This window comes from Rhodococcus sp. KRD197 (assembly GCF_017168235.1).
Lineage (GTDB): Bacteria > Actinomycetota > Actinomycetes > Mycobacteriales > Mycobacteriaceae > Rhodococcoides.
The window spans coordinates 1-23,581 of sequence record NZ_JABFAO010000014.1; the positions used below are offsets into that span (position 1 = coordinate 1).

25 protein-coding genes and 3 pseudogenes are annotated in these 23,581 nt (G+C 64.3%); 19 read left to right on the forward strand and 9 right to left on the reverse strand.

Annotated features, from left to right (window positions below; translation table 11 throughout):
- The 6 genes and pseudogenes from J1M86_RS20100 to ccsB (J1M86_RS20120) form a co-directional block, all read left to right on the forward strand.
- Nucleotides 1–812 (forward strand): hypothetical protein (locus J1M86_RS20100; protein ID WP_206511177.1); only part of this gene is annotated, 812 nt, incomplete at its 5' end.
- A 91-nt stretch (nt 813–903) separates the two neighbouring features.
- Nucleotides 904–1,788, forward strand: coding sequence for a hypothetical protein (locus tag J1M86_RS20105; protein ID WP_206511178.1), 885 nt, complete (start codon nt 904–906; stop codon nt 1,786–1,788).
- Nucleotides 1,789–1,829: 41 nt separating this feature from the next.
- Nucleotides 1,830–3,488, forward strand: a complete 1,659-nt coding sequence (locus J1M86_RS20110) for a cutinase family protein (RefSeq protein ID WP_307786697.1) — start codon at nt 1,830–1,832, stop codon at nt 3,486–3,488.
- Between the two features lie 32 nt (nt 3,489–3,520).
- Nucleotides 3,521–4,165, forward strand: coding sequence for a DUF6668 family protein (locus tag J1M86_RS26490; protein WP_241260417.1), 645 nt, complete (start codon nt 3,521–3,523; stop codon nt 4,163–4,165).
- Nucleotides 4,063–4,374, forward strand: a pseudogene (locus tag J1M86_RS20115) (cytochrome c biogenesis protein ResB); the annotation flags it as partial. The gene J1M86_RS26490 and the pseudogene J1M86_RS20115, both read left to right, overlap by 103 nt.
- A 4-nt stretch (nt 4,375–4,378) precedes the next feature.
- Entirely contained in the window at nt 4,379–5,341 is a 963-nt protein-coding gene (ccsB, locus tag J1M86_RS20120; RefSeq protein WP_206511180.1) for a c-type cytochrome biogenesis protein CcsB, read from the forward strand.
- A gap of 6 nt (nt 5,342–5,347) precedes the next feature.
- On the opposite strand, the pseudogene J1M86_RS20125 reads toward ccsB (J1M86_RS20120), so the two are convergent.
- The 3 genes and pseudogenes from J1M86_RS20125 to J1M86_RS20135 all read right to left on the reverse strand — a co-directional run bounded on the left by J1M86_RS20125 (nt 5,348) and on the right by J1M86_RS20135 (nt 8,291).
- Nucleotides 5,348–5,647, reverse strand: a pseudogene (locus tag J1M86_RS20125) (DUF3703 domain-containing protein).
- 48 nt (nt 5,648–5,695) lie between these two features.
- On the reverse strand, nt 5,696–7,900 hold the full coding sequence (locus J1M86_RS20130; RefSeq protein WP_206511181.1) for a cation-translocating P-type ATPase: 2,205 nt from the start codon (nt 7,898–7,900) through the stop codon (nt 5,696–5,698).
- The gene (locus tag J1M86_RS20135; RefSeq protein ID WP_094650924.1) at nt 7,893–8,291 is read right to left on the reverse strand and encodes a metalloregulator ArsR/SmtB family transcription factor; all 399 of its coding nucleotides are present in this window, start codon (nt 8,289–8,291) and stop codon (nt 7,893–7,895) included. Before J1M86_RS20135 ends, J1M86_RS20130 begins: the two co-directional genes overlap by 8 nt.
- 135 nt (nt 8,292–8,426) lie before the next feature.
- Between J1M86_RS20135 and J1M86_RS20140 the strand changes: the two genes are divergently transcribed.
- From J1M86_RS20140 to J1M86_RS20165, 6 genes are all read left to right on the forward strand, one after another.
- A complete protein-coding gene (locus tag J1M86_RS20140; RefSeq protein WP_206511182.1) occupies nt 8,427–9,086 on the forward strand; it encodes a thioredoxin domain-containing protein in 660 nt (219 codons plus the stop codon).
- Entirely contained in the window at nt 9,061–9,696 is a 636-nt protein-coding gene (locus J1M86_RS20145) for a vitamin K epoxide reductase family protein (protein ID WP_008720128.1), read from the forward strand. The genes J1M86_RS20140 and J1M86_RS20145 overlap by 26 nt, the downstream gene beginning before the upstream one ends.
- Nucleotides 9,697–9,751: 55 nt before the next feature.
- Entirely contained in the window at nt 9,752–10,381 is a 630-nt protein-coding gene (locus tag J1M86_RS20150; protein WP_008720130.1) for a TlpA disulfide reductase family protein, read from the forward strand.
- Entirely contained in the window at nt 10,378–11,010 is a 633-nt protein-coding gene (locus tag J1M86_RS20155; RefSeq protein WP_080733221.1) for a TlpA disulfide reductase family protein, read from the forward strand. Before J1M86_RS20150 ends, J1M86_RS20155 begins: the two co-directional genes overlap by 4 nt.
- Nucleotides 11,007–11,894: a cytochrome c biogenesis CcdA family protein gene (locus J1M86_RS20160; protein WP_032373339.1), complete on the forward strand. Its 888-nt coding sequence runs from the start codon at nt 11,007–11,009 to the stop codon at nt 11,892–11,894. The genes J1M86_RS20155 and J1M86_RS20160 overlap by 4 nt, the downstream gene beginning before the upstream one ends.
- A gap of 99 nt (nt 11,895–11,993) precedes the next feature.
- Nucleotides 11,994–13,235 (forward strand): Nramp family divalent metal transporter, encoded by a 1,242-nt coding sequence (locus J1M86_RS20165; RefSeq protein ID WP_008720147.1) that lies wholly within the window; start codon nt 11,994–11,996, stop codon nt 13,233–13,235.
- A 105-nt stretch (nt 13,236–13,340) separates the two neighbouring features.
- On the opposite strand, the gene J1M86_RS20170 is transcribed toward J1M86_RS20165, so the two are convergent.
- A complete protein-coding gene (locus J1M86_RS20170; protein WP_197077431.1) occupies nt 13,341–13,787 on the reverse strand; it encodes a VOC family protein in 447 nt (148 codons plus the stop codon).
- 215 nt (nt 13,788–14,002) lie between these two features.
- On the opposite strand from J1M86_RS20170, the gene J1M86_RS20175 reads away from it, so the two are divergent.
- Nucleotides 14,003–14,563: a recombinase family protein gene (locus J1M86_RS20175; RefSeq protein WP_094642704.1), complete on the forward strand. Its 561-nt coding sequence runs from the start codon at nt 14,003–14,005 to the stop codon at nt 14,561–14,563.
- 136 nt (nt 14,564–14,699) lie between these two features.
- Here J1M86_RS20175 and J1M86_RS20180 read toward each other — a convergent pair whose 3' ends face one another.
- Nucleotides 14,700–15,164 carry a DUF5956 family protein gene (locus tag J1M86_RS20180; protein ID WP_032373337.1) on the reverse strand — a complete coding sequence of 155 codons (465 nt, stop codon included), beginning with the start codon at nt 15,162–15,164 and terminating at the stop codon, nt 14,700–14,702.
- 75 nt (nt 15,165–15,239) lie between these two features.
- Nucleotides 15,240–15,746 (reverse strand): hypothetical protein, encoded by a 507-nt coding sequence (locus J1M86_RS20185; RefSeq protein WP_032373336.1) that lies wholly within the window; start codon nt 15,744–15,746, stop codon nt 15,240–15,242.
- Between the two features lie 342 nt (nt 15,747–16,088).
- Between J1M86_RS20185 and J1M86_RS20190 the strand changes: the two genes are divergently transcribed.
- From J1M86_RS20190 to ccsB (J1M86_RS20200), 3 genes are all read left to right on the forward strand, one after another.
- A complete protein-coding gene (locus tag J1M86_RS20190) occupies nt 16,089–17,186 on the forward strand; it encodes an IS110 family transposase (protein WP_032375655.1) in 1,098 nt (365 codons plus the stop codon).
- A 446-nt stretch (nt 17,187–17,632) separates the two neighbouring features.
- Nucleotides 17,633–19,258 (forward strand): cytochrome c biogenesis protein ResB, encoded by a 1,626-nt coding sequence (locus J1M86_RS20195; RefSeq protein WP_032375698.1) that lies wholly within the window; start codon nt 17,633–17,635, stop codon nt 19,256–19,258.
- Between the two features lie 4 nt (nt 19,259–19,262).
- A complete protein-coding gene (gene ccsB, locus J1M86_RS20200; RefSeq protein ID WP_032375699.1) occupies nt 19,263–20,234 on the forward strand; it encodes a c-type cytochrome biogenesis protein CcsB in 972 nt (323 codons plus the stop codon).
- A 9-nt stretch (nt 20,235–20,243) separates the two neighbouring features.
- Here ccsB (J1M86_RS20200) and J1M86_RS20205 read toward each other — a convergent pair.
- Nucleotides 20,244–20,378, reverse strand: a pseudogene (locus J1M86_RS20205) (DUF3703 domain-containing protein); the annotation flags it as partial.
- Between the two features lie 8 nt (nt 20,379–20,386).
- Here J1M86_RS20205 and J1M86_RS20210 point away from each other — a divergent pair.
- The 3 genes from J1M86_RS20210 to J1M86_RS20220 are packed head-to-tail and all read left to right on the forward strand — an operon-like array spanning nt 20,387 to nt 21,980.
- Complete coding sequence (locus J1M86_RS20210) at nt 20,387–20,533, forward strand: hypothetical protein (protein ID WP_155288776.1); 147 nt, start codon at nt 20,387–20,389, stop codon at nt 20,531–20,533.
- Nucleotides 20,530–21,162: a TlpA disulfide reductase family protein gene (locus J1M86_RS20215; protein WP_080736598.1), complete on the forward strand. Its 633-nt coding sequence runs from the start codon at nt 20,530–20,532 to the stop codon at nt 21,160–21,162. The genes J1M86_RS20210 and J1M86_RS20215 overlap by 4 nt, the downstream gene beginning before the upstream one ends.
- Nucleotides 21,159–21,980 carry a cytochrome c biogenesis CcdA family protein gene (locus tag J1M86_RS20220; RefSeq protein ID WP_032375700.1) on the forward strand — a complete coding sequence of 274 codons (822 nt, stop codon included), beginning with the start codon at nt 21,159–21,161 and terminating at the stop codon, nt 21,978–21,980. Before J1M86_RS20215 ends, J1M86_RS20220 begins: the two co-directional genes overlap by 4 nt.
- 316 nt (nt 21,981–22,296) lie before the next feature.
- Here J1M86_RS20220 and J1M86_RS20225 read toward each other — a convergent pair whose 3' ends face one another.
- Both J1M86_RS20225 and J1M86_RS27010 read right to left on the reverse strand, forming a co-directional pair.
- The gene (locus tag J1M86_RS20225) at nt 22,297–22,968 is read right to left on the reverse strand and encodes a DUF305 domain-containing protein (RefSeq protein ID WP_032375701.1); all 672 of its coding nucleotides are present in this window, start codon (nt 22,966–22,968) and stop codon (nt 22,297–22,299) included.
- Nucleotides 22,969–23,059: 91 nt separating this feature from the next.
- Nucleotides 23,060–23,578 carry a DUF6153 family protein gene (locus J1M86_RS27010; protein WP_353852273.1) on the reverse strand — a complete coding sequence of 173 codons (519 nt, stop codon included), beginning with the start codon at nt 23,576–23,578 and terminating at the stop codon, nt 23,060–23,062.
- Between the last annotated feature and the right edge of the window lie 3 nt (nt 23,579–23,581).

The following is a 23,581-nucleotide window of genomic DNA, read 5'->3' on the forward strand; positions in this document are numbered from 1 at the left end:
TCCCCACGGTCCAGCGGAAGGTCATCGCACCGATCGACGCACCCGACGGCTACGTGCTCGTTGGCGGCGAGCTCGTGCCGTACGACCCGAACCTGCTCGACCCAAACCTGGTCGAGCAGTTCAACAACACCGGAGCCGCTGTTCAGGCCGACGGCGGAAACTGGCTCGTCGACAATGGATTCGCCGACGCACCCCAAGCCGACCGCATCGCCGCAGGCACGGCCACCGGCATCATCGCCGGCGGCGCCACCGGCTTCGCCGCGTCGATGGTTCCTGCCGCAGTGATCACCGGCACCGGAGCCGCGATCGGCGGCGCACTCGGAGTCGCGGCCACCACCGGCACCGGTGCCATCGTCTGGGGCGGCCCAGTGGGCTGGGTGTTCATTCCCGGCGCAGCAGCACTCGCTGGCGCGGGCGTGGGCGCTGCCCTCTCGGCACCGATCGTACTGGGTCTGACCGGGGCAGGGGCTGCCATCGGCGGCGTCCTCGGTGCCACCGTCCTCGGCGGCGAGCAGCAGATCATTGAAGAGCCCGCACCGCTCCCGGCGCCCGAGAGCGTCCCGGCGCCCCCTGCCGCGCCACTGACCGTCGACGCCCCCGGCACCCAGAACGCCATCGACACCACCATCGGCCAGGCGGTCAGTGATGCCCAGGTCTGGACCGAACCCGCCTACGAGCCGGTCAAGGGGTTCACCACGACGGTCCTTGAGCAGCCTGCTGTGGCGGACACCGTAGCCGCGGTGAACACCGCCGTCGCTCCTGTACTCGAGCAGGCGAATGCCGCACTGGCAGGTCTGAACCTCGCGATCTGACCTCCGGGTGCAGCCCGACCACCACCACTGTGGCCGGGCTGCACCCGAAGGTTCGACCCGTTCCTCACCTCAACCCCCGGAAAGGCCTGCTGTGGCACCCCCCGACCGCACCACCGACACCGACGACGGAACCGACGACTGGTTCCCCAAGCCTGTCGTCGACGAGACCGTCACCGCCGCAGCAGCTTCCGGGTATCCAACCGAGCGCAAGCTGACGGTCCTGGCCGAGCATCAGTCCGCCGATGTCGATTCGGACGACGACTGGTACGACGTCGCCGTGGACCAGCCTCACCTCGGCCACTCAGCCGCGCCGGCGGACGCATACGGCTCCTTCGATGCTCGTACCGCCGTGCTCCGTAACCAACGCCCCTACAGCGCACCGCAGCCGCCCGCACCGTCGTCGTGGTGGCGCAGGCATCGCGCGGGTGTCGCGGTCACCGCAGCGATCGCCGTCCTCGGCGGCAGCATCACGGGCGCGGCAGTCCTGGCCACCGGTCTCGGCGGCGAACCGGAACCGGCTGCGCCGATGGCTCGGGGCGACATCGTCACCACCACAGCCGTTCCGACCTCGGCGGCTCCCGCGGCGGCCGGTGCGGCCGCAGCCGATGTCACCTGGTGCAAGGGACAAGCAGACGGCGACCCGGTCACCGAAGACAGCGACGACCCGGGTGCAGTGGCGATCTGGCGTTTCGAGAAGGCCTTCTACTTCGACCGCGACGGAGCCGTTGCACGCGCGGCCGGTGCACCGGATGCGGTGATGGCCTCCGCTGGGCGCCTGCAAGAGGGCATCGACCAGCTCGAACCGGCCATTGAGTTCTGTGTCCTGGCAGACCCTGTTGACGCCGGCGTCTATGACGTGACCGTCGTCGAACGCGGACCGGGGATCGATGGCCGTATCAGCGGTCAACGGATTACCACCACCGCGGCGCAGGACGGCACGGCGCTTATCGCTGCCATCGTCCCGCGGCCCCTATGACCAGGCACATCCGCCAGGCCCCACCGAAGAAGAGAGAAGCCGTGCACACAACCATCGACCAGGTTCGCCGCCTCACCCCTCGCCTGCTCGCCGCCACCGCAGCGGTGACCATCGTGGTCTCCGCCAGCGGTGTCGCGGCCGCGCAGCCGTCCGCGACACCGTCCCCGTCGAGCGGAAGCGAGGACTGCCCGGTACTGCATCTCGTGGTCGTCCCCGGCACCACCGAGATAGACGAGAACTCATCACCGGACACCGATTCCGGCTTCTTCTCCCGCCTGACCGTCCCGGCGATGCGCGACGCGAACTCCGGCGAGGGACCGGCTCTGGAGCGCAGCTACGTCCCGTACCCGGCGAGCTTCGGCGGTAAGCCGGGGGACCGCTCCGCCGTTCCGTACGCCCAGTCCGTCGATATCGGCGTCGAGAACACCACCAACATGATCGCCGACATCGCCGCACGCTGCCCTGGCACCAAAGTCTTCCTCTCCGGTTACTCCCAGGGCGGCGAGGTCGCTTCCCAGGTGACCCGTGAAATCGGCGCAGGTACCGGTCCGATCGACCCCGACCAGTTCGCCGGTGCGGCGCTGTTTTCCGACCCGACCCGTGCCGAAGGTGAAGACGTGCTCGCCAGCGGCAACGCAGCACCGGCACCGGCACCGGGAACCGACGGTGCAGCCGTGGACACCGTCCAGCTCGCCCCCGCTGTGGCCGCAGCGCGGCCTGTCGGTGGCGGTATCGCGCCGACACCGAAGATCGCCGGGTTCGGAGCCGTATCGGACCGTGTCGCCTCCTACTGCACGGCAGGCGATCTGGCGTGCGACACCCCCGTCGACGCCCCGGCCGCGAAGCTCGTCGCTTCCATCGCCGGTCAGTCCTCGATGGACACCCGCGACCCCGTCCGCATTCTCACCGACGTCTCTACCGCTGTCGGACGTACTGCCCTGATGACCGGTGCCTCGGTGATCAACGACAACATCGACTTCGACTCGAAGGCCGGACGATTCGAGGTCAATTCGTCCTCGGAGACGGTGCTGTCGAAGATGGCGAAGTACTCCGACCCGTCCGCGACGTCGCCCGACGAGATGATCGACGAAGGCCTCAGTGCGGTCACCAAGATCGCTGGAATGGCCATCGGCGCAGCGATCACCGTCGCCAAGGACGTCATCACCCCCGAAACCATCGGCCAGCTCGCCACCGTCGGCCTGACGAACCCACCCGCAGCCTTGGGCATCCTCGCGACGAAGGTCCTCTCGTCGGCGGTCAAGCTCGTGCCCCCGGCAACGATCGACTCCGCCGTCGACGTCGCGTTCAAGGAAGTGTCGAACACCATCGACGAAAACGCCGGCCTCGCGCAACTTGTCACCGACACCTCGTACTGGAACACCGCGACCAAACACGGCTCCTACGACAGTGTTCCGGTCGGATCGAAAGGTGAAACCCCCGTCGAGCTGACTGTCCGGTGGATCGTCGCACTCGCTGCCGACCTGACCGGCGATCAGTCTCTCGCCGACAAGGTCGGGGCAGTGATCAACCAAGGCGCGGCATTGTTCGCCACCACCGACACCGTCCGCAGCGCCGGGAGCATCCTCGCCGCCCACGCCACTGTCGGGGCCACCGGTCCCGCCAGGACCGCAGCGGCTACCACCACCTCTGACGTGCCTGCCGCAGCACCCACGACCGTCTCACCGACCACCACTCGGTGACCGAGAACGCCGGAGAAGGAGGTGCGCCCGAGATGGCCGCACAACCAGCAGAGCACCGTGACTACTACCGAGACGGCGATTCGTCGGTCACCCCGGCCGGGCTGCGGATACCGCCGTCGACGCGCCGGGCACCGATCCACGAGAACCCGGTCTCGGTCCACGGTCGCCCGCCCGTGATGTGGCTCCTTGCCGCTCACGGACGCTCCGGCGCAGGCACACTCGCTCAGATCTGGGCCCCGGCGGGCGACGCCCGCCGGGGCTGGCCCGCCGCCGACCGCCACCGAGGCGTCGTGGTCGTCTCACGCACTGACCGCGACGGACTCGCCGCCGCGCACGATCTGCTCCTGCAATCGGCCGCAGGACTGACCGGCGGATGCACCCTCCTCGGGTTGGTGCTGGTTCCCGACGCACCCGGCCCGCTCCCGAAAACACTGCGTAGACGTGCCGACGTCGTCGCCTCCGCAGCACCGGCAGTCTGGCGAATTCCGTATGTCGAGGATCTGCGCACCCACAGCCAGAACGAGCTGGCGATCTGGACTCCTACCGCACCCGACCCACCCCCACCTGGACGAATGACGGCACCGTCGTCCGGTTCGACGGTGCCAAGGAATTCGCGAACCTCCAGGTCGGATACGACCCCGCGCAGCGGTGGGTGCTCGTGTTCGCGGTCACGATGATGACCGGACTACTGGTGTCCCTGGTCATCACACGTCGCCGTGTCTGGTTCCGGGTCCACCCCGGCGAGCGCGGTCTCTCGCCAGTGGACATGGGTGGCCTGGCTCGCACCGATCACGCCGGCTGGGGACCGGAATTCCAGACCCTTCGGTTGAAGATCTGGCCGCACACGCAGAGCCCGTCCGAGAACCACGACAGAGAAACGGTGTAGCACCATGCCGATCGACGACACCCTCGCCCGGTGGAGCGACATCAGCTTCGAGACCGCCTTCGTGGTCTATCTCCTCGCCGCGATCGCATTCCTCGCACAGCTCGCAACGACCCGTAGCGCGGAACTGCACAATACGGAGCGACTTCGTGCTCGGATCATTGCTGCCACGTCGACGACGCCCGGACGCATTCCCGACGCACCCCGGCGAGTTCCATCCGAACGTTTCGGGCGTAGCGGACTCGGGCTGGTGATGGTGGCACTGACCCTGCATATCGGGTCGATCATCCTTCGCGGGATCGCCACCGGCAGGCCGCCGTGGGGCAACATGTACGAATTCGTCTCGGTCACCTGCGCAGCAGGTGTAGTCGCTGCACTGGTGGTGCTGCGCTCGACGCAGCTACGCACCCTGTGGTTGTTCGTTCTGGTGCCGACGTTGATCCTGCTGTTCGTCGCCGGCACCGTGCTGTACGCCGACGCAGCACCGGTGGTACCGGCACTGCAGTCGTACTGGCTGCCGGTGCACGTCTCCATCGTCTCGCTCGGCAGCGGGGTGTTCCTGATCTCCGGGGTTGCGAGCGCGCTGTTCCTGATCCGCATGAAGCATCCCGAGGACTCGGGCAGCCGCGTGAGCCGGATCGCAGCCCGCCTGCCCTCCGCGCAGACACTGGACATCGTGGCCTACAAGACCACGATCTTCGCCTTCCCGCTCTTCGGCGTCGGCGTCATCCTCGGCGCTATCTGGGCCGAAGCCGCGTGGGGCCGGTTCTGGGGCTGGGATCCGAAAGAAACGGTCTCCTTCATCACCTGGATCGTCTACGCCTCCTACCTGCACGCCCGCGCCACCAGCGGGTGGCGCAACACCCGCGCAGCATGGATCAACATCGCCGGATTCGTGGCGATGCTGTTCAATCTGTTCATCATCAACATGGTCGTCTCCGGCCTGCACTCCTACGCAGGCCTGAACTGATGACCGCTATCTGCCTCTCAGCGCGTCCGTACGGTCCTGCGGAATGGGCATCGGCGACATCGGTCCCGCCTCGACCCGGCCGGTGTTACCGGCCGGGTATCGCCCCGACCACGATCCTGGAGCAGCGATCACGATCCGGATCACCTGACCCCAGGATTCGCGCCGATCATGTTCTACCGCCGCAGCTTTCACCATCGCGGCGTGGTTGAGAGCATGCAATCACGGATAGTGCTGCGAGAGGATGTGTGTTCGTTCGAGGTGGTGCCAGCGCACCTCTGTTGTCGATGCCGCTGCTGCTGGGGTCATGTCGATCCCGTAGAGCCTGCATGCAGTCCGATCACCGCCCGCAGGTCTCTACCTTCCCTGACCGAGTTCGCTTCGCGCGGGAGTCGATGTGCAGCAGGTACATCCATCCGAGCACCCGGAGCTGCCATCGTCTGCTCCGATCGCCGATGGTGACGTTGTGGTGGTGGAGGCCAGTGGGTTCCCAGATGCGAGAGGTGCGGTGTTCCTCGGCGTCGGAGCCGGAGCGCAGCAGGCATCCTCGAAGGCCGCTGCGGGTGCGATCGTGACGTTGAGGGCACCGGACGCCGCGGGCGGGGGCACGAAACCGTCCAAGGGGGTGGTGCGGGCGGCGCGAATCGCATTGGCTATGACCAGGACTTCGGCGAGTTCGTGGACGAGCACCACGGTGGCCAAGCCCAGGACACCGGTAGCAGCCAGTGGGACGAGCACGCCGATGATGGCAATCGACAAGGCGATGTTCTCGATCATGATGCGCCGGGCGCGTCGAGCGTGGGCCAGCACCTGCGGTAGATGCCGGAGGTCCTCACCCATGAGGGCAACATCGGCGGTCTCGATGGCAACGTCGGTTCCCATCGCGCCCATGGCGATCCCGACATCTGCGGTCGCCAAGGCAGGAGCGTCGTTGATGCCGTCGCCGACCATGGCAATCTTGCGTCCGGCCGCGATGTCGGTCAGCAGGGCCGCTTTGTCCTCGGGCAGTAGTTCGGCGTGGACGGCGGTGATGCCCGCCTGGGTCGCCAGGGCCTGCGCAGTGAGCGCGTTGTCGCCGGTGAGCATCGCAGTGTCGATACCGAGCGCGGTGAGTTGGCGGACAGCCTCGGCGGCCTCGGGCCGCAGTTCGTCGCGGACGGCGATCGCAGCGATCAGAACTCCGGCGCGTTCGACGAGAACGACTGTGGCACCGCTGCTTTGGAGACGAGCGACGTCGGCGTGGAACTCCTCGGAGCTGGGGTGTGTGTCGAACCAGCTCGGTTTCCCGAGCCTGATCGGGGCTCCGTCGAGGGTGCCGGTCAGGCCGTGCCCGGCGATGGCAGTGACATCATCGGCTGCCGCGACGGTTGATACGGAGGCCAGTACGGCGCGGGCGAGTGGATGCTCGCTGCGCGCTTCGAGCGCAGCAGCAACGGCCAGCGCGTCGTCGCGGCTGATTCCCGCAGCGGTGACGACGTCGACGACCTCCGGTCGTCCTGCGGTGAGGGTGCCGGTCTTGTCCAAGGCGACGACGCGAATGCGGCCCAGCTCTTCCACTGCTGCACCGCCTTTGATCAATGCCCCGTTGCGGCTCGCAGCCCCGATCGCCGCCACCACCGACAGCGGCACCGAGATGGCCAACGCGCACGGTGATGCCGCGACCAGGACCACCAGTGCGCGTTCGAGCCACAACATGGGGTCACCGAGCACCGCACCGACGCCAGCGACGAGTACGGCGAGAATCATGATCGAGGGCACGAGCGGACGTGCGATACGGTCCGCCAGCCGTTGGCCGGCCCCTTTGCGGTCCTGGGCCTGTTCGACGATGCGGACGATGCGAGCAAGCGAACTCTCCGATGCCGGCGCGGTGACGGTGACCTCGATGGCCCCGCCGCCGTTGATGGCACCGGCATGCACCTCGTCACCGACACCGGCTTCGATGGGCACGGACTCGCCGGTGATCGCAGACACGTCCAGATTCGTCGAACCGCGAGCGATGGTGCCGTCCGTGGCAGCTCGCTCACCCGGCCGCAGCACCATGATGTCCCCGATCACGACCTCGTCGGGGGACAGGGCCTGCTCGGTTCCACCGCGCAGGACAGATACCGTCGGCGGCACCAACGACAGGAGTGCGCGCAGTCCGCGGCGGGTCTTGGTGACCGCGTATTCCTCGAGTCCCTCGGCGACGGAGAACAAGATACCGAGCATCGCGGCCTCGGGGATCTGGCCCAATGCGATGGCACCGAGGAGCGCGATCGTCATCAGCGTGCCGACACCGATGCGTCCGTGTCGCAGATTTCTCACCGTCGCGGGAACGAAGGTGACGGCGGCGATCGCGGCAGCGATCAGAGCGCCGACGGTCGCAACCGCATCGGCACCCGTTCGACCGAGCAACCACGATGCGCCCAGGATGATCGCGGCGGCCGACGCGAGTTGCAGCTCGCGGACCTGCCACAACCTCGGGAGTGCATCGGTCGGAGCCGGACCTCCCGTGCCCGCACCGTCAGCAGTGGATTCGGTGGTCGGCGCTGCCGGGGTAGGTCCGCAGCACGCGTCAACCATGATCTACCCCGGTGAGATCAGTGGCGGTCGAGGCGGTGGGCAGTACCTCGGTCAGTGTCGCGAGCAGTCGGGTGCCGCGGTCGGTGAGCGCATACATGACCAACTTTCCCTCTCTGTTCGATGTGACGGCGTCCGCGGCTTTGAGTTTGCGGAGATGGTGGGAGACCAGCTTCTGGCTCTGTCCCACGATCCACGCGATGTCGCAGCCGCACATCTGCCCGCCGGCGTTCAACGCGAGCGCGATGGTCAGTCGGGTGGGGTCGCCGAATGCTCGGGCAGCGTCGGCGACGGGTTCGATATCGCCGAGCGCGGGCAGAGTAGCGCGAACCCTCTCGGCGTGAGGGAGGTCCATACACAACAGATCGCACGAGTCCAGAGGTTCCAAGGCCATGGTCACAATCTAACAATCATGCGATCGTTAGGGAAGGGCTTTGGTCAACGTTCGTACGATTGTTAGTGTCATAACGAGTCGAAACGCCCATATCGGGCCCATTGATCAGTCCGAACGAATCGAGAAGGTAGTTGTATGAGCCGAGCGTTGAAGATTTCCTTGTCCCTGGTGATCGTGTTCGCCGCCGCGTTGGCTGTATTTCTGATGGTGGATCGATCGGGGTCCCCCGATGCTGCCGCCGCCGAGCAGGCCGCGACCGACCCTGCCTCGATTGCGGTGCGCGAGAACAGTCATCGGTTGAACTCGGTGCCCGACGGCCGGGTCACGTTCGTGGAGTTCCTCGACTTCGAGTGCGAGGCCTGCCGATCGGCCTACCCGGCGATCGAGCAATTGCGTGAAGAGTACGGCGACCGGGTGAGCTTCGTGGCCCGCTACTTTCCCATCGCCTCCCACTTCAATGCCGAACGAGCCGCACGCGCAGTCGAAGCCGCGGCCCAGCAGGGCGGATTCGAGGCCATGTATCAACGCATGTACGAAACGCAGGCGCAGTGGGGCGAACAGCAGGTTCCGCAGGACGAGTTGTTCCGCAGCTTCGCCGTCGAGCAAGGGCTCGACATGAGCGCCTTCGATGCCGCCTACACCGACCCTGCGACGCTCGAACGCATCGAGGCCGACGTCGCCGACGGGATCGCGCTCGGCGTCCAGGGCACCCCGACGTTCTTCCTCAACGGCACCAAGATCGAACCCACCACCTACGGAGACCTCACCGATGCCCTCGACGCTGCACTCGGCTGACCGCGCAGCCGCTCTCACCCGACGCAGCGGACCGTTCGCCCGAAGCCTGCCCTGGCTGCTGCTGGTAGGAGGCGTGATCGGACTGGCCGCCGCGTTCGTACTCACGGTAGAGAAGTTCGCCCTTGCGCTCGATCCCGCCTACGCCCCGACCTGCAGTATCAATCCGGTACTCAACTGCGGATCGGTGATGGACACCCCGCAGGCGTCTGCGTTCGGATTTCCCAATTCCCTTCTCGGGATCGCGGGCTTCGCCGTCGTGGCGGCAGTGGGTGCCGCCCTGCTCGCCGGAGCCGTGTTCGCGCAGTGGTTCTGGAGTGCACTGCAGGTCGGTGTCACTGCTGCTGCGGTCTTCGTGCACTGGCTGATCGTGCAGAGCCTCTACGACATCGGCGCGCTGTGCCCGTACTGCATGGCGGTGTGGGCGGTCACCGTACCGATCTTCTGGTACGTCACGCTGCGCAACCTCGACCGCGGGGCTCCGAGTGCGGGCCGGCGGCAGTGGGCGGGAGTGTTGATGCGCAATCACTCGATTGCGCTGACCGTGTGGTTTCTCGTCCTCATCGCCCTGATCGCGCAGCGTTTCTGGTCGTACTGGTCCACGCTCCTATGATCCGCGACGTACCGTTCGCCCCTCTGCCGATCTCTCGAGAAAGAAGGTCACGGCGATGACGCGCGGCTGGTCGATCGTCATGCTCGTCGTTGTCGTTGCATCGATCGTCGCACTGTGGCCCCGCTCCGGTGGCGTCGAGGGCGGCCCATCCGACGTCATCGCCAACAATGTCGCGCCGGTCGGACCCGAACCCACACTGTCCCGCCCGCCGGATGACGCGGCACGAGCAACAGCGCTACCGCTGTGTCCGCAGCCGGTGCCACACGAAGGTGGGCCGCTGGCGGGAGTGATGGCGCGCTGCATCGGCAGTGCCGACGATGTCGATCTCGTCGACGTTCTCGGCAGCGAGGTGACGCTGATCAACCTGTGGGCATCCTGGTGCGGCCCGTGCCGCACCGAGATGCCCGTAGTCGATGCCTACGCCGCAGAACCCGACGCGATCCCAGTCATCGGAATCAACGTCGAGGACCGACCCGCGGACGCGGCCGCGCTGCTCACGCAACTGGGCATCCGCTATCCGAACTACATCGACGGCGGCAGCGTCCAGGACGCGCTCTCGGCACCGCCGGTCCTTCCCCTGAGTTTTCTCGTCCGCCCGGACGGAACGATCGAGCGCATCACCGACCCGACAGTGTTCGAGACGACAGACCAGATCCGCACTGCAATAAAGGACTTCACCTCATGACACGTTTCCTACCCGTGTGGGTCGGTACTCGACGACAAGGCGGCACGCCCACCGCGGCAATCGGATCGATTCTTGCCGTCGTACTACTGATCTCCGGATGCTCCGCTGGTGCCGACGCTGCACCGTCCGGCGGGAGCTTCGACTTCGTCGCGCCCGGTGGCCGAACCGACATCGTCTACGACCCTCCCGAAACACGCGGAACCATAGGCGAGCTCGCCGGCCCCGATCTGATGGAGGAGGGCAAGACGACCGCTCTGGCGGACTACGACGGAAAGGTCGTCGTGATCAATCTCTGGGGTCAATGGTGTGGCCCCTGCCGCGGCGAAGCCGACGACCTCGAAGAGGTCTACGAGGCCACCCGTGAGCGCGGTGTGCAGTTCCTCGGTATCAATGTCCGAGATCCGCAGAAGGACAAAGCGCAGGACTTCGTGGTCGACAACAACGTCACTTACCCTTCGATCTACGACCCCTCGATGCGGACGCTGATCGCCCTCGGCGGGAACTATCCGACCAGCGTCATTCCCTCGACGCTGGTACTCGATCGCCAGCACCGGGTGGCCGCGGTCTTCATGCGAGCCCTGCTCACCGAAGACCTGCTTCCCGTCGTCGAACGGATAGCCGCGGAATGACGACTCTTCTCGCCCAAGACATCGGGTCGACGTTCCAGAACGCGGCATCGAGTGGGCCCCTACTGCTGGCGATCGCGGCATGCATGCTCGCCGGGTTGGTCTCGTTCGCCTCACCGTGCGTGGTGCCGCTGGTGCCGGGATACCTGTCCTACCTGGCAGGCATCGCCGGCGCCGACGCCCAATCAGCCCGCGACGCCCAATCAGCCCGCGGCACCCAATCGGCCTGCGAGGCTCAGTCAGCCGATGCCCGGACACCCAGCACCGCGACCGCCGGTACGTCGTCGACGGGTCTCGTGAATCGCTGGCGTGTGGCCGGTGCAGCGTCGTTGTTCGTCGCCGGGTTCACCATCGTCTTCGTCCTCGCCACAGCCTCGGTCTTCGGAGTCATCGGCACCTTGCGCATCAACGAGCAAGTACTCCAACGCGTGGGCGGGGTCATCACGATCATCATGGGTGCGGCGTTCATCGGGTTGATACCCGCACTGCAACGCGACACCCGATTCGCACCCCGGCAGATCTCGTCCCTTGCAGGAGCGCCGCTGCTCGGTGGGGTGTTCGCGCTCGGCTGGACGCCGTGCCTGGGTCCGACCCTTGCCGGCGTGCTGTCCGTGGCGGCAGGCACCGAAGGTGCAACCGCAGCCCGCGGGGTCACTCTCATCGTCGCGTACTGCCTGGGACTCGGCCTACCGTTCGTCGTTCTTGCGTTCGGTTCGAGTTCGGCGATGCGCGGTGTGGGGTGGCTTCGGAGGAACTCTCAGAGGATCAAGGTGGCGGGCGGTGTCATCATGATCGCCGTCGGCATCGCACTGCTGACCGGGGTGTGGGGGTTGTTCATCGCCTGGATCCGCAACGAATTCGTCAGTGCAGTGATCCTGCCCATCTGATCGTGATGTCGCCGAACCGCCACGCCGCATTGCATTGTTCGGGAGGCCGAACTATATTTTCAGGGTTCTGACATATTGTTGGTGCCGGAGGGTGTGGTCATGTCTGTGCTGCAGCGCCGATCGTCTCGGCCGCCCTCGAGGTTTCGGTCTGGCCTCGTTCTGCTCGGTCCTGCTTTCGTCGCCGCGATCGCCTACGTCGACCCCGGCAATGTCGCCTCCAACGTCAGCGCCGGCGCGCAGTTCGGGTACCTGCTGGTCTGGGTGATCGTCGCCGCGAACGTGATGGCCGGCCTCGTGCAGTTCCTCTCCGCCAAACTCGGCATCGTCACCGGAATGACACTGCCCGAAGTGGTCCGCGAGAAGTCGAGCAAGAGTGTGCGACTGGCATATTGGGGGCAAGCAGAAGTGGTCGCCATGGCGACCGACCTCGCAGAGATCGTCGGCGGTGCGATCGCTCTTTACTTGCTCTTCGACCTGCCGCTCCTGATCGGCGGCCTCATCACCGGAGCCGTATCGATGATCTTGTTGCTGGTCCAGGATCGCCGGGGCCAGCGCCCGTTCGAGTTCGTGATTCTCGGTCTACTCGGTGTCATCGCCGTCGGATTTCTTGCCAGCGTCGTCGTGGAACCGCCATCGTTCACCGCCGCTGCCGCCGGGTTGATTCCGCGGTTCGACGGCGCGGAAAGCGTATTGATAGCCGCCGCTATGCTCGGTGCGACGATCATGCCGCACGCGGTCTATCTGCACTCCGGCCTTGCACGTGACCGGCACGGACACCCCGAGGCAGGGCCTGTCCGGCAGCGGTTGTTGCGGATCACCCGGATCGATGTCGGGTTGGCGATGCTGCTGGCCGGTGCAGTGAACATGTCGATGCTGCTGTTGGCGGCCTCGACGCTGGGAGGCCGAGAGGGCGTCGATTCCATCGAAGGAGCTCACACAGCAGTAGGAGACACTCTGGGGCCGGTGGTAGCGCTGCTGTTCGCGGTGGGCCTGCTGGCCTCGGGCCTGGCATCGACATCGGTCGGGGCATACGCCGGCGCGATGATCATGGACGGCCTACTACGTCAGCGCATTCCGATTCTGGTGCGACGACTGGTGACACTTGTTCCCGCACTGGCAATTCTGGCCGCGGGGGTCGACCCCAGTCGGGCACTGGTCGTCTCACAAGTCGTCCTGTCCTTCGGTATTCCGTTCGCGCTCATTCCCTTGGTGCGGTTCACCTCGGACCGCATCCTGATGGGCGGCGATGTCAATCACCGGATCACGGCATACGCGGCATGGCTCATCGCGGGAATCGTCGTCGCACTCAATGTCGCGTTGATCTATCTGACCGTCGCCTGACTGCGCGCGGGTGGACAAGTCCAGCATGCGCTTATTTCAGGACGATGACCACGCGTAGCGCGTCGACGGACGTCCGGGTCATCGAGTTTCTGCTCGAGGGTGCGGTCAGGGTGCGCCGTTGCCTGCCGTGGTGGGCTCGTGTTGGCTTTTTTCATCGGTATGGAAAGTGATCAGATTGCCGTCGGTGTCGACAGCTGCGAACTCCGTCGTTCCCCAGTCCGTCGAGACGGGACGACCCGCGTCTGCGGGATGGAGCACTCCCGCGCGGGACATCTCGGCGTAAAGGTCGTTGATCTCGTCCACGGCGATGCGGCAGCTGGCTGTGCCGGCAAGGAACGTCTCGGCTCCGCTGCATACCGGCCATGCCGCAGGGTCTGAACGGGTATTCCAGCTGTCGTCGTCGGCGGCCCACAAGTGGATCTCGACGTCGTCGCGGGTAAGTCTCGCGAAAGTCGGGTCGGTGTACCGGGTCGTGAAGCCGAACGCGCGGACGTATATCTCTACAGCGGTGTCGATGTCTCGTACCGGCAGCGCAGGTACCACTTTCGACATGCCCATAGGCAACACTAACGCCGACGAGCCGGAGTAGGAGCCGAACCCACATCAATTGCTGGCGCTCAGTGCATTCGACTTCTGACACAGTGAACGCGACTCCTGAAACTGACAGGATCGATATCGAGACTCAATCGTGATGTGTCTCAGAAACCTGTCTCAAGCTCTGACGCGCCGCCTGTGCCTTGTCGGCCGTTTCTGAGACAGTCATCCTCGTGAGCGCCGTTTTGGGATACATGAGGGTCTCGACCACCGATCAGTCGCTGGATCTACAGAGAGACGCACTGACAGCCGCCGGCTGCTTCCGCATCTGGGAAGAGGTCGCATCCGGAGCAGACAAAGACCGACCTCAGTTGCAGCTGCTCCTCGAGAGCGTGCGCGCCGGCGACGTCGTCGCAGTATGGCGACTCGATCGACTCGGCCGCTCACTGAGCCACCTCATCGAAACCGTCAACCTCATCGAAACCAAAGGTGCAACACTGCGCAGCATCACCGAAGGCATCGACACCTCGACAGTCGGAGGACGCCTGACCTACAACATCTTCGGCTCCCTCGCCGAATTCGAACGAGACCTCGTCAAAGAACGCACCATGGCCGGCCTCGCAGCCGCACGAGCCCGCGGCCGCATCGGTGGCCAACCAGCCAAGATCGACGCCGACAAAGCTCGTCACATCCGCAGAATGCTCGACGACGGCACACCCAAAACCGAAATCGCATCAGTACTCGGAATCGGCCGCGCCACCCTCTACCGGCACCTCAGTTCGCCTGCGGGTTAAGCGATTAGCTCCCATCACGGTGTACGTCCGGCCCCGGGTTCCTTTGGCGAGACACTTCCACCGGGTACACCAAAACGGCGACAGGAGGGGTCGCACGTCCTCTGTCTCTGCCAAGGAAAATTGGCGGCTCGCAAGGTCAGGACCGGAACAAATTTCCGTACAGCTGTGCAATGGATTCGAAGACTTCTACGGGATCCACATAATTGTTCTTGTCTCGTAACGCGTCTTCGAGGGCATCTTCGTTCACGATGTTGTCGGGGACCAGCACGTGCCACTTGTAACCCCGCGGTTGTGGACGAACTCCTGCCGAGGCCAAGTATGCATTGATGTCCTCGTTCTGTGCACGCAAATCTTCTTCAGTGAAGGCCTCGAACCAAACTTCCTGCGGGTCACCGGTTGCCTGGTGACCGCGTGACACTTTCACGGGCGGATGCAGCGCCGCTGGATACGACGTCCGAAAGCATCGGCCCGGACCCGCAGCCCAGGCAGTCAACGCCCCATGACCGTTGGCGACGAGCGGTACGTATCGACCCGTGGGCAGACCTTCAGGTATTTCACCCTCGTCATCCGCGACCGGGTAATCGCCCCAGTATTGAGCCATACCGTCTCCTTTAGGCTGAAACGAACTCTGGCCTCGGCCGCCGAAGCGCCGAGGCCAGAGGCGACGATCAAGATGCTAACCGATCTGGAACGACCCGATGGGGTCCCCGGTCTGTGACAGCAGGGGAATCGTCCGGGGAGCTGGCGTCGCGGCAGCGTCGACTACCGAACCAACCAAATCGTCCGACCTGACGTACCCCAGCTCACCATCGGTACCGATGGCGCTGACCAGGTCAGGGAGTTCAGCATCTGCCTGCGCGGCCTCGCCGGTTCCGTAGCTCTCACCGTCCGGATTTGTTCCTTGTGCGCGCGCAGCGTCGCCGTCTGCGCGAGGTGCAGCCAGGGCAGCGGGGGCAGGGTACTGGAGGGGGTCGGACGGGAAGGTGACGTACTCCGACATGTTTCCACCGGACGGCCACACCGCCACGAATCCATGACTGTTGTAGAAGCCGGGTCCGCAGTCTCGAGTGGACGTAGCGGTCTGAGAACTCGTGTTGAACAGGTTGAACTGGTAGTCCGTCGCCGAGCACAACGCACCCTCCCGGAAGAGGCGGGCTTTGGAGCCGATAACACCCTGCGGCACAGTGCTTCCGAAGGCCGTGTAAACACGCGTCGACGCTTTGGGAACTCCGGCGTTGTTCCTGACTTGTCATTGGTCGACATATTCGAGCGCGAACGGAATCAATGCAGAATGCACCGAATGCGTTCTCTACCAACAGGTCTGCAGCAATCCGCCTCGGTTGCAGACCGGCCGGTTTTACCTACCCTAGCGGCAAAGTTGCCGATTACGCTAGCGCAAGTAATGAAACGGTCAAAAGTATTGAATCGAGTCGAATCATAGACGGTATGGAGGTCTTGGCTGGGGCCCCTCCGCATGTAAGCGTGGGTTGCCGACAGGAGTGGGTCCTGGCCGGTAGAGCCACAGATGTGGGAGGCCCCAGTGAAGAATCATCGTACGAGTGTTGGTTTGGATGTGCACGCACGATCGGTGGTGGCGTGCGGTTTGGATGGCGAGACGGGCGAGTTGTTCGAGCGTCGCATGTCGCCTGATCACAAAGAAATCCTGGAGTGGATTCGTTCGCTGCCAGGACTGGTGCATGTCGTCTACGAGGCGGGCCCGACCGGTTTCGGTCTGGCCCGTTTTCTGTTGGCCGCCGGTGTCGATTGTGTGGTGGCGGCACCGTCGAAAATTCAGCGTCCCCCTGGTGACCGCATCAAGACCGATGCCCGTGATGCCCGGCATTTGGCTCGGTTGCTTCATTTGAGTTCTATTGTGCCGGTTCTGATTCCGAGTACCGAGCAGGAGTCCGCTCGTGATCTGGTGCGAGCAAGGGAGGACTGCCGCGGCGATCTGGTGTCCGCACAGCATCGCCTGACACATGTGCTGCTGCGTCAAGGGATCATCTACAGCGGCGGCAAACCCTGGACCGCAGCCCACGATCTGTGGTTACGTCGCCAGCGGTTCGATTCACGTGCACTGCAGATCACCTACGACACCGCCTACGAGACCGTCATCGCCACCACCGAACGCCGGAATCGTCTCGATACCGCCATCGCGGACATGGCTGCGCATTCGTCGTTCACTCCGGTGGTGACCCGGCTGGGGTGCCTTCGTGGGGTGGCGACGTTGACAGCGTTCGGTTTGGCGACGGAGATCGGTGAGTGGGACCGGTTGACCGGCCGCTCGATCGGTGCGTTCGTCGGGTTGATCCCGACCGAGCATTCTTCCGGTGAATCCCGGTCGCAGGGCGGTGTCAGCAAAACCGGCAATGCTCACGTACGCCGACTGCTGGTCGAGGCTGCCTGGCATCATCGCAAGCCGTATCGGCCGGGGCGTGAACTGGTGGCACGGTGGAAGGCGTCGACTCCCAAAGCCAAAGCGCGAGGACATCAAGCGAACCGGCGGCTGCACGCACGGTGGGAACATTTCGACGAACGCGGTAAACGTGCGGTGGTCGCCAATGCCGGGATCGCACGAGAGCTGGCCGGCTGGTGCTGGTCGTTGGCCACGCTCGAGGAATGACTGAAGCTCCGACGCCGAAGTAGCGATCTGCGTCGGGATAGATGTCCGGAATGAACGGTCGACGACGATGTGGGATGTGGCCGAGCGTCTGGGAGTGACCCGCTAGCCGCCTATGAGCAATCCTCAACTGCGCGTTGGGATCACGCTCGACTCATAGACTTGCGATCCACTCCAGCCGAAACAGTCCGTCCTGCGGTAACCAACCCGCGTATATGAGAGTTGACGACGCGTCGAACACTACGACACGCTCACCTCCCACTCGCATCGATCACCATCCCGGCAACAGGAAGCGGTGGCACACACGACGGTGCGTGCCACCGCTTCACCATGCCGTCGTTGACAGGCCGACCTCCATATGAGGCGACTACCGCACACAACTGCACACGGCCCATCAACTACTATGTTGCATAGTAATTGAGATGCAATCGTCGAAAGGGTGTGGCGGTGTGACAGCTGATCAAACCCCGGCGCTCACATCGCAGGGACGGTTACGCAGAGCAATCGCTGCGGTGCGCAACAGGTGGCGGCAACTGACCTCGATGCGAACGGCACTGGTGCTGCTGTTTTTGCTCGCTATCGCAGCAATCCCAGGCGCCCTGCTGCCACAGCGCAATCTCAACACCCAGGCGGTTGATTCCTACATCGCAGCGCGCCCGGCTCTCGGGGCCGTCATGGACACGCTGGAATTGTTCGACGTATTCGGAAGCTTCTGGTTCACCGCCATCTACGTCCTACTGTTTGTGTCGTTGATCGGCTGCCTGACTCCCCGAATGATCGAACACGGTAAAGCCCTTCGCGCACAGCCAGTTCGCGTACCCCGAAACCTTTCGCGACTACCGCTTCATCATTCGGGCGCTCTCGCCGGTAGCCCGAAAACCGTCATCGACGACATCGCGCCCCACTTGAGAGGGTGGCGTACTGCCGTTAGGCCCGAGCCCGATGGGGCGCTCACCCTCTCCGCCGAGAAGGGCTATACCCGCGAAGCGGGAAACCTACTTTTTCATTTCTCGCTGATCGGTCTGCTCGCGGCCATCGCCATCGGCAAGCTCTTCGGTTACGAAGGATCGGTCATCGTCATCGCCGACAACGGGCCCGGTTTCTGCAACACCTCGCCCGCCATCTACGACTCCTTCCGGGCCGGCAACAGCACCGACGGAACCGGGCTGGAGCCGTTCTGCATCAGAGTCAAGGACTTCAACGCCGACTACCTTGAGAACGGCCAGGCAGAGATGTTCACCTCGAACATCTCCTACCAGTCCGCCGACGACATCGCCGCAGACACCTGGCGCGACTATCAACTCAAAGTCAACGAACCCCTCCGGCTCGGAGATGAACGCATCTACCTCACCGGCCACGGATACGCCCCGGAATTCACCGTGACCTTCCCCGACGGTCAGAGTCGAACCGAGGCCCTGCAGTTCCGGCCCGACGACGCCACCACGTTCCTGAGTAGCGGGGCGTTGCGTTTCGATCCACCCGGCGGGACCTATGCCACCGCCGATGAGCGACGCCGCGGCCAGATCGCCATCGAAGGCCTCTTCGCTCCCACTGCGCAATTCAACGGAACCCTGCTCTCCTCCCGCTTCCCGGACTTGGTCGATCCTGCTGTGGCAGTGGATATCTACAAAGGAGATACCGGCCTCGACACCGGCATACCCCAGTCGATCTTCTCCCTGGACCAGGAGATGATCAACCAGGGCCGACTTGTCAAGCAGGATCGGGTGAACCTGCGTCCCGGTGAATCGACGACCCTCACCGACGGCACCAACATTCGATTCAACGGCGCCAAGGAGTTCGCCAACCTGCAGGTCGGATACGACCCCGCACAGTTGTGGGTGCTCGTGTTCGCGATCACGATGATGACCGGACTGTTGGTCTCGCTGGTGATCAAGCGACGTCGAGTCTGGTTCCGTGTACTCCCGGCCGAAACAGGCCGATCGAGCGTGGAGATGGGCGGGCTCGCCCGTACCGATCACGCCGGATGGGGACCCGAATTCGAGACCCTCCGCACCGAAATCTGGACGCCGCGGACAAAGAACCACTCCGAGACCCTCGATACAGAAACGGTGTAGCGCCATGCCGATCGACGACAACCTCGCCCGCTGGAGCGACATCAGTTTCGAGACCGCCTTCGTGGTCTACCTTCTCGCCGCGATCCTGTTCATCGCACAACTCGCAACGACACGAACAGCGACTCTGAGCCGGGCCTCGAGTCTGCATCCGCAACTGATCGCAGCGACATCATCGACACCGGGATACGTGCCGGTCCCCGAGCGAAGAGCCCCGTCCGAACGCCTGGGCCGCACGGGACTCGCCCTGGTAATGCTCGCACTCACTTTGCATATCGGGTCGATCGTCCTGCGCGGGATCGCCACTGGCCGCCCGCCGTGGGGAAACATGTACGAATTCGTCTCCGTCACATGCGCGGCCGGCATACTTGCCGGACTGATCGTGCTGCGCTCGGAGCAACTGCGCACACTATGGTTGTTCGTCCTCGTGCCGACCTTGATCCTGCTCTTCATTGCCGGAACTGTGCTCTATGCCAACGCGGCGCCCGTCGTACCAGCCTTGCAGTCGTATTGGCTCCCCGTGCACGTCTCCGTCGTCTCGCTCGGCAGCGGGGTGTTCCTGATCTCCGGTGCAGCCAGCACATTGTTCCTGATCCGGATCCGATATCCCAACAACAACGCCGTCCCCGACAGCAGAGTGGGCCGGATCGTCGCTCGTCTCCCCTCGGCGCACTCGCTCGACGTGCTGGCGTACAAGACCACCATCTTCGCGTTTCCCCTGTTCGGAATCGGTGTCATCCTCGGCGCGATCTGGGCCGAGGCCGCGTGGGGTCGGTTCTGGGGCTGGGACCCGAAAGAGACGGTCTCATTCATCGCGTGGATCATCTACGCCGCGTACCTGCACGCCCGGGCCACCAGCGGGTGGCGTGACACCCGGGCCGCGTGGATCAACATCGCCGGATTCGTGGCCATGCTGTTCAACCTGTTCATCATCAACATGGTGGTCTCCGGACTGCATTCGTACGCGGGTTTGAACTGATGTCGCCTGCTAGCCGCCGCCCTGTGCTTCGGCGAGGTCATGCGGCACCGGTCGCGTCAATCCCGCGTCGACCCGGCCGGTGTTGCCGACCGGGTATCGACCGGACCAGGATCCAGGAGCCACGACCACGATCCGAATCAACTGACTGCCTCGTGTCCGTAGTGCATTCCGGAGAGGGAAGTCACAGTGCCCCGAGCTTCGTCACCGGCCAAGACTGGGGCATCGACCGCGTCACCGATCCCACGATGTTCGAGACATCGGCGCAGATCCGTACTGCAGCAAAGGCGTCGACTTCATGAGACTCGGCCGCCCTACGGGGGCTCGCACACGCGAACAGAGCAGTCTGCCCGCCACGGCAACGGCATCCATCCTTGCCGTTGTACTCCTGGTCTCCGGATGTTCCGCAGGCGCCGACGCCGTGCCCTCCGGAGGTAGCTTCGATTTCGTTGCACCCGGTGGTCAAACCGACATCGTCTACGATCCCCCCGAAACGCGCGGAACCATCGGTGAACTCGCCGGACCCGATCTGATGGAGGAAGGTAAGAACACCGCTCTGTCGGACTATGACGGCGAGGTGGTCGTGATCAATCTCTGGGGTCAGTGGTGCGGCCCCTGCCGCGGCGAAGCCGACGACCTCGAAGAGGTCTACGAAGCAACCCGCGAGCGCGGTGTGCAGTTCCTCGGTATCAATGTTCGAGATCCGCAGAAGGACAAAGCGCAGGACTTCGTTGTCGACAACAATGTCTCCTACGCCTCGATCTACGACCCCTCGATGCGGACGCTGATCGCCCTCGGCGGGAACTACCCGACCAGCGTGATTCCCTCGACGCTGGTACTCGATCGAGAGCACCGGGTGGCGGCAGTGTTCATGCGTGCCCTCCTCGCCGAAGACCTGCTCCCTGTCGTCGAACGGATAGCAGACGAATGACTGTTCTTCTTGCCCAAGGCGGCGTTGGCTCGACGTTCCAAAATCTGGCATCGAGCGGACCTCTGGTACTGGCGATCGCCGCATGTATGCTCGCCGGGCTGGTCTCGTTCGCGTCACCGTGCGTGGTGCCCCTGGTGCCGGGCTACCTGTCGTACCTGGCGGGCATCGCAGGTGCCGACGTGCCGTCGCTCGCCGCCGCCTCGACTGGTGAAGCACCGCCGAAGCTGGCAAGCCGCTGGCGCGTGGCAGGTGCAGCGGGGTTGTTCGTCGCCGGCTTCACCATCGTCTTCGTCCTCGCCACCGCCTCGATTTTCGGGGTCATCGGCACCCTGCGCATCAACGAACAGGTGCTTCAGCAGGTCGGCGGTGCCATCACGATCATCATGGGCTTGACGTTCATCGGGTTCATTCCCGCATTCCAACGCGACACTCGATTCGCGCCGCAAACCATCTCGTCTCTTGCTGGAGCGCCGCTGCTCGGTGGCGTGTTCGCGCTCGGCTGGACGCCGTGCCTTGGCCCCACGCTCGCCGGGGTGTTGTCCGTTGCCGCTGGCACTGAAGGCGCAACCGCAGCGCGCGGCGTCACTCTCATCGTCGCCTACTGTCTGGGACTCGGTCTACCGTTCGTGGTCCTCGCGTTCGGCTCGAGTTCGGCGATGCGCGGTGTCGGCTGGCTACGGCGGAACTCGCAGAGAATCAAAGTGGCAGGCGGAGTGATCATGATCGCCGTCGGTGTCGCCCTGCTGACGGGGGTGTGGGGTCTGTTCATTGCCTGGATACGCAATGAATTCGTCAGTTCGGTTGTATTACCCATCTGAGAAGGAAACCGAGCAGCCGCACGTGCAAGACCACGCCTCCCCAACTGCCAGTGCCGGTGGTATCGAACCCACTCTCTGTCGACGGCGCGCCCCCGCCGGGCCGCGACGACCCGATCCGAGAGCCGCCCCCTGTCCCTACCGCGGATCTGCGTGTCCCAAGGACCCCGCAGGCGGGTGCATCAGCAGGGGAGGGCATGTTTCCGGGGCCGTGTTGATCGGTGTGGCAGCTAAAAGGGCCAGGTCCTTCGAAACCGAAGGGCGGGGCTCGGTATTAGCCGAGCCCCGCCCTACGGTTGATAGTTCCCAGAATTGAGAGTTACTGGGCGAGCAAACTTTCCATTGTGGAGATTTCGCTCTGCTGCGCATCGATGATTGTGGAGGCAAGCTCCTTGGCATCAGCATTGGAGCCGTCGGCCAACTCGATCTGAGCCATCTCGATTGCCCCCTTGTGGTGCTCGATCATCATGGTGAGCCACATGGAGTCGAACTCCGCTCCGTTAGCGGCCGACAACATGTCCATGTCTTCCTGGCTCATCATGCCGGTCATGCCACCGCTCCCCATGTCCATACCGCCCATGTCCATTCCGCCCATGTCCATTCCGCCCATGTCGGCGGACGCTGCGGGCTGTCCCCATGCGGTGAGCAGGGCATTCATCTGCTCCATCTCCGGTGCTTGAGCTGCTTCGATGGCCTGGGCCAGCTCGATGACCTGAGCATTCTCGGTTCGGCCGTCGACAAGTGAAGCCATCTCCACCGCTTGTGCATGGTGGGGGTACATCCCTTCGACGAACGTGACATCGGCATCGTTGAATTCGGCCGATGCTTCGGCGGAATTCTCGGAGGACGACGAGGCCGGTGTATCGCTGCTCGACATGCCGGGCATGTTCATTTCGCCGTCGTTACTGCTGCAGCCAGCGAGAACTGCGGCGGCGACAGCGGAAGCCGCCGTTATCGCGATCGTGAAACGGGTAGATCGATTCGAACGCATAACAAACTCCTGAAATTATGGTGGGGTGGTTCGGATCGACAGGCACACTGACCCGTCGACATCTGTGTCTCACACAACGGTGAGTCACCTGTCAGATCCGAAGCACAGACAATTCGGAGAGAGTGAAAATGGTCCAGGGCGGCGGGTGCCCGGTTCGACGACGAACTGCCGACAGCCGCGCAGCGTGGACGAGAGAACCGGCGAAGCCCACAACGATTGCCCGTAAGACGGCCAACGCCGCGACAGCACCGATGATAGCCAGACACAGATGCATGACCGAGCTGTGATCGCCACAGCCGTTCCCGCAGTGTGCTGCGGAACCACTCTCCGATGCTGTCGCAGATGATGCTCCCGAATGCTCGTCGACGGCAGGTGGAGCGCTCACCGTCGAGGTCATCGAGTGTTCGCCGATACTCGTCGCCGTTGCGAACGACATCGGCGCAGAATGCATGAGAAGGACTCCGAACAGCACTATCGAAGCGCAAACAGCACCTAGGAGCCACTTCTGGTTCATAGGTTCCGTGGCTGAAGTCCTCACCGGTTCGATCTTACCGGTCTGCCACACGGGCATCCGGTCTCCTCGCAGTCGCGGCGTCCGGACCGTGGACATCGA

What these genes read in the sequence shown, in the direction of transcription:
- J1M86_RS26490 (WP_241260417.1), top strand. Translation starts at nt 3,521, where the DNA reads ATGGCCGCACAACCAGCAGAGCACCGTGACTACTACCGAGACGGCGAT.
- ccsB (WP_206511180.1), top strand. Translation starts at nt 4,379, where the DNA reads ATGCCGATCGACGACACCCTCGCCCGGTGGAGCGACATCAGCTTCGAG.
- J1M86_RS20130 (WP_206511181.1), bottom strand. Translation starts at nt 7,900, where the DNA reads ATGGTTGACGCGTGCTGCGGACCTACCCCGGCAGCGCCGACCACCGAA.
- J1M86_RS20135 (WP_094650924.1), bottom strand. Translation starts at nt 8,291, where the DNA reads ATGGCCTTGGAACCTCTGGACTCGTGCGATCTGTTGTGTATGGACCTC.
- J1M86_RS20140 (WP_206511182.1), top strand. Translation starts at nt 8,427, where the DNA reads ATGAGCCGAGCGTTGAAGATTTCCTTGTCCCTGGTGATCGTGTTCGCC.
- J1M86_RS20145 (WP_008720128.1), top strand. Translation starts at nt 9,061, where the DNA reads ATGCCCTCGACGCTGCACTCGGCTGACCGCGCAGCCGCTCTCACCCGA.
- J1M86_RS20150 (WP_008720130.1), top strand. Translation starts at nt 9,752, where the DNA reads ATGACGCGCGGCTGGTCGATCGTCATGCTCGTCGTTGTCGTTGCATCG.
- J1M86_RS20155 (WP_080733221.1), top strand. Translation starts at nt 10,378, where the DNA reads ATGACACGTTTCCTACCCGTGTGGGTCGGTACTCGACGACAAGGCGGC.
- J1M86_RS20160 (WP_032373339.1), top strand. Translation starts at nt 11,007, where the DNA reads ATGACGACTCTTCTCGCCCAAGACATCGGGTCGACGTTCCAGAACGCG.
- J1M86_RS20165 (WP_008720147.1), top strand. Translation starts at nt 11,994, where the DNA reads ATGTCTGTGCTGCAGCGCCGATCGTCTCGGCCGCCCTCGAGGTTTCGG.
- J1M86_RS20170 (WP_197077431.1), bottom strand. Translation starts at nt 13,787, where the DNA reads ATGTCGAAAGTGGTACCTGCGCTGCCGGTACGAGACATCGACACCGCT.
- J1M86_RS20180 (WP_032373337.1), bottom strand. Translation starts at nt 15,164, where the DNA reads ATGGCTCAATACTGGGGCGATTACCCGGTCGCGGATGACGAGGGTGAA.
- J1M86_RS20190 (WP_032375655.1), top strand. Translation starts at nt 16,089, where the DNA reads ATGTGGGAGGCCCCAGTGAAGAATCATCGTACGAGTGTTGGTTTGGAT.
- ccsB (WP_032375699.1), top strand. Translation starts at nt 19,263, where the DNA reads ATGCCGATCGACGACAACCTCGCCCGCTGGAGCGACATCAGTTTCGAG.
- J1M86_RS20215 (WP_080736598.1), top strand. Translation starts at nt 20,530, where the DNA reads ATGAGACTCGGCCGCCCTACGGGGGCTCGCACACGCGAACAGAGCAGT.
- J1M86_RS20220 (WP_032375700.1), top strand. Translation starts at nt 21,159, where the DNA reads ATGACTGTTCTTCTTGCCCAAGGCGGCGTTGGCTCGACGTTCCAAAAT.
- J1M86_RS20225 (WP_032375701.1), bottom strand. Translation starts at nt 22,968, where the DNA reads ATGCGTTCGAATCGATCTACCCGTTTCACGATCGCGATAACGGCGGCT.
- J1M86_RS27010 (WP_353852273.1), bottom strand. Translation starts at nt 23,578, where the DNA reads ATGTCCACGGTCCGGACGCCGCGACTGCGAGGAGACCGGATGCCCGTG.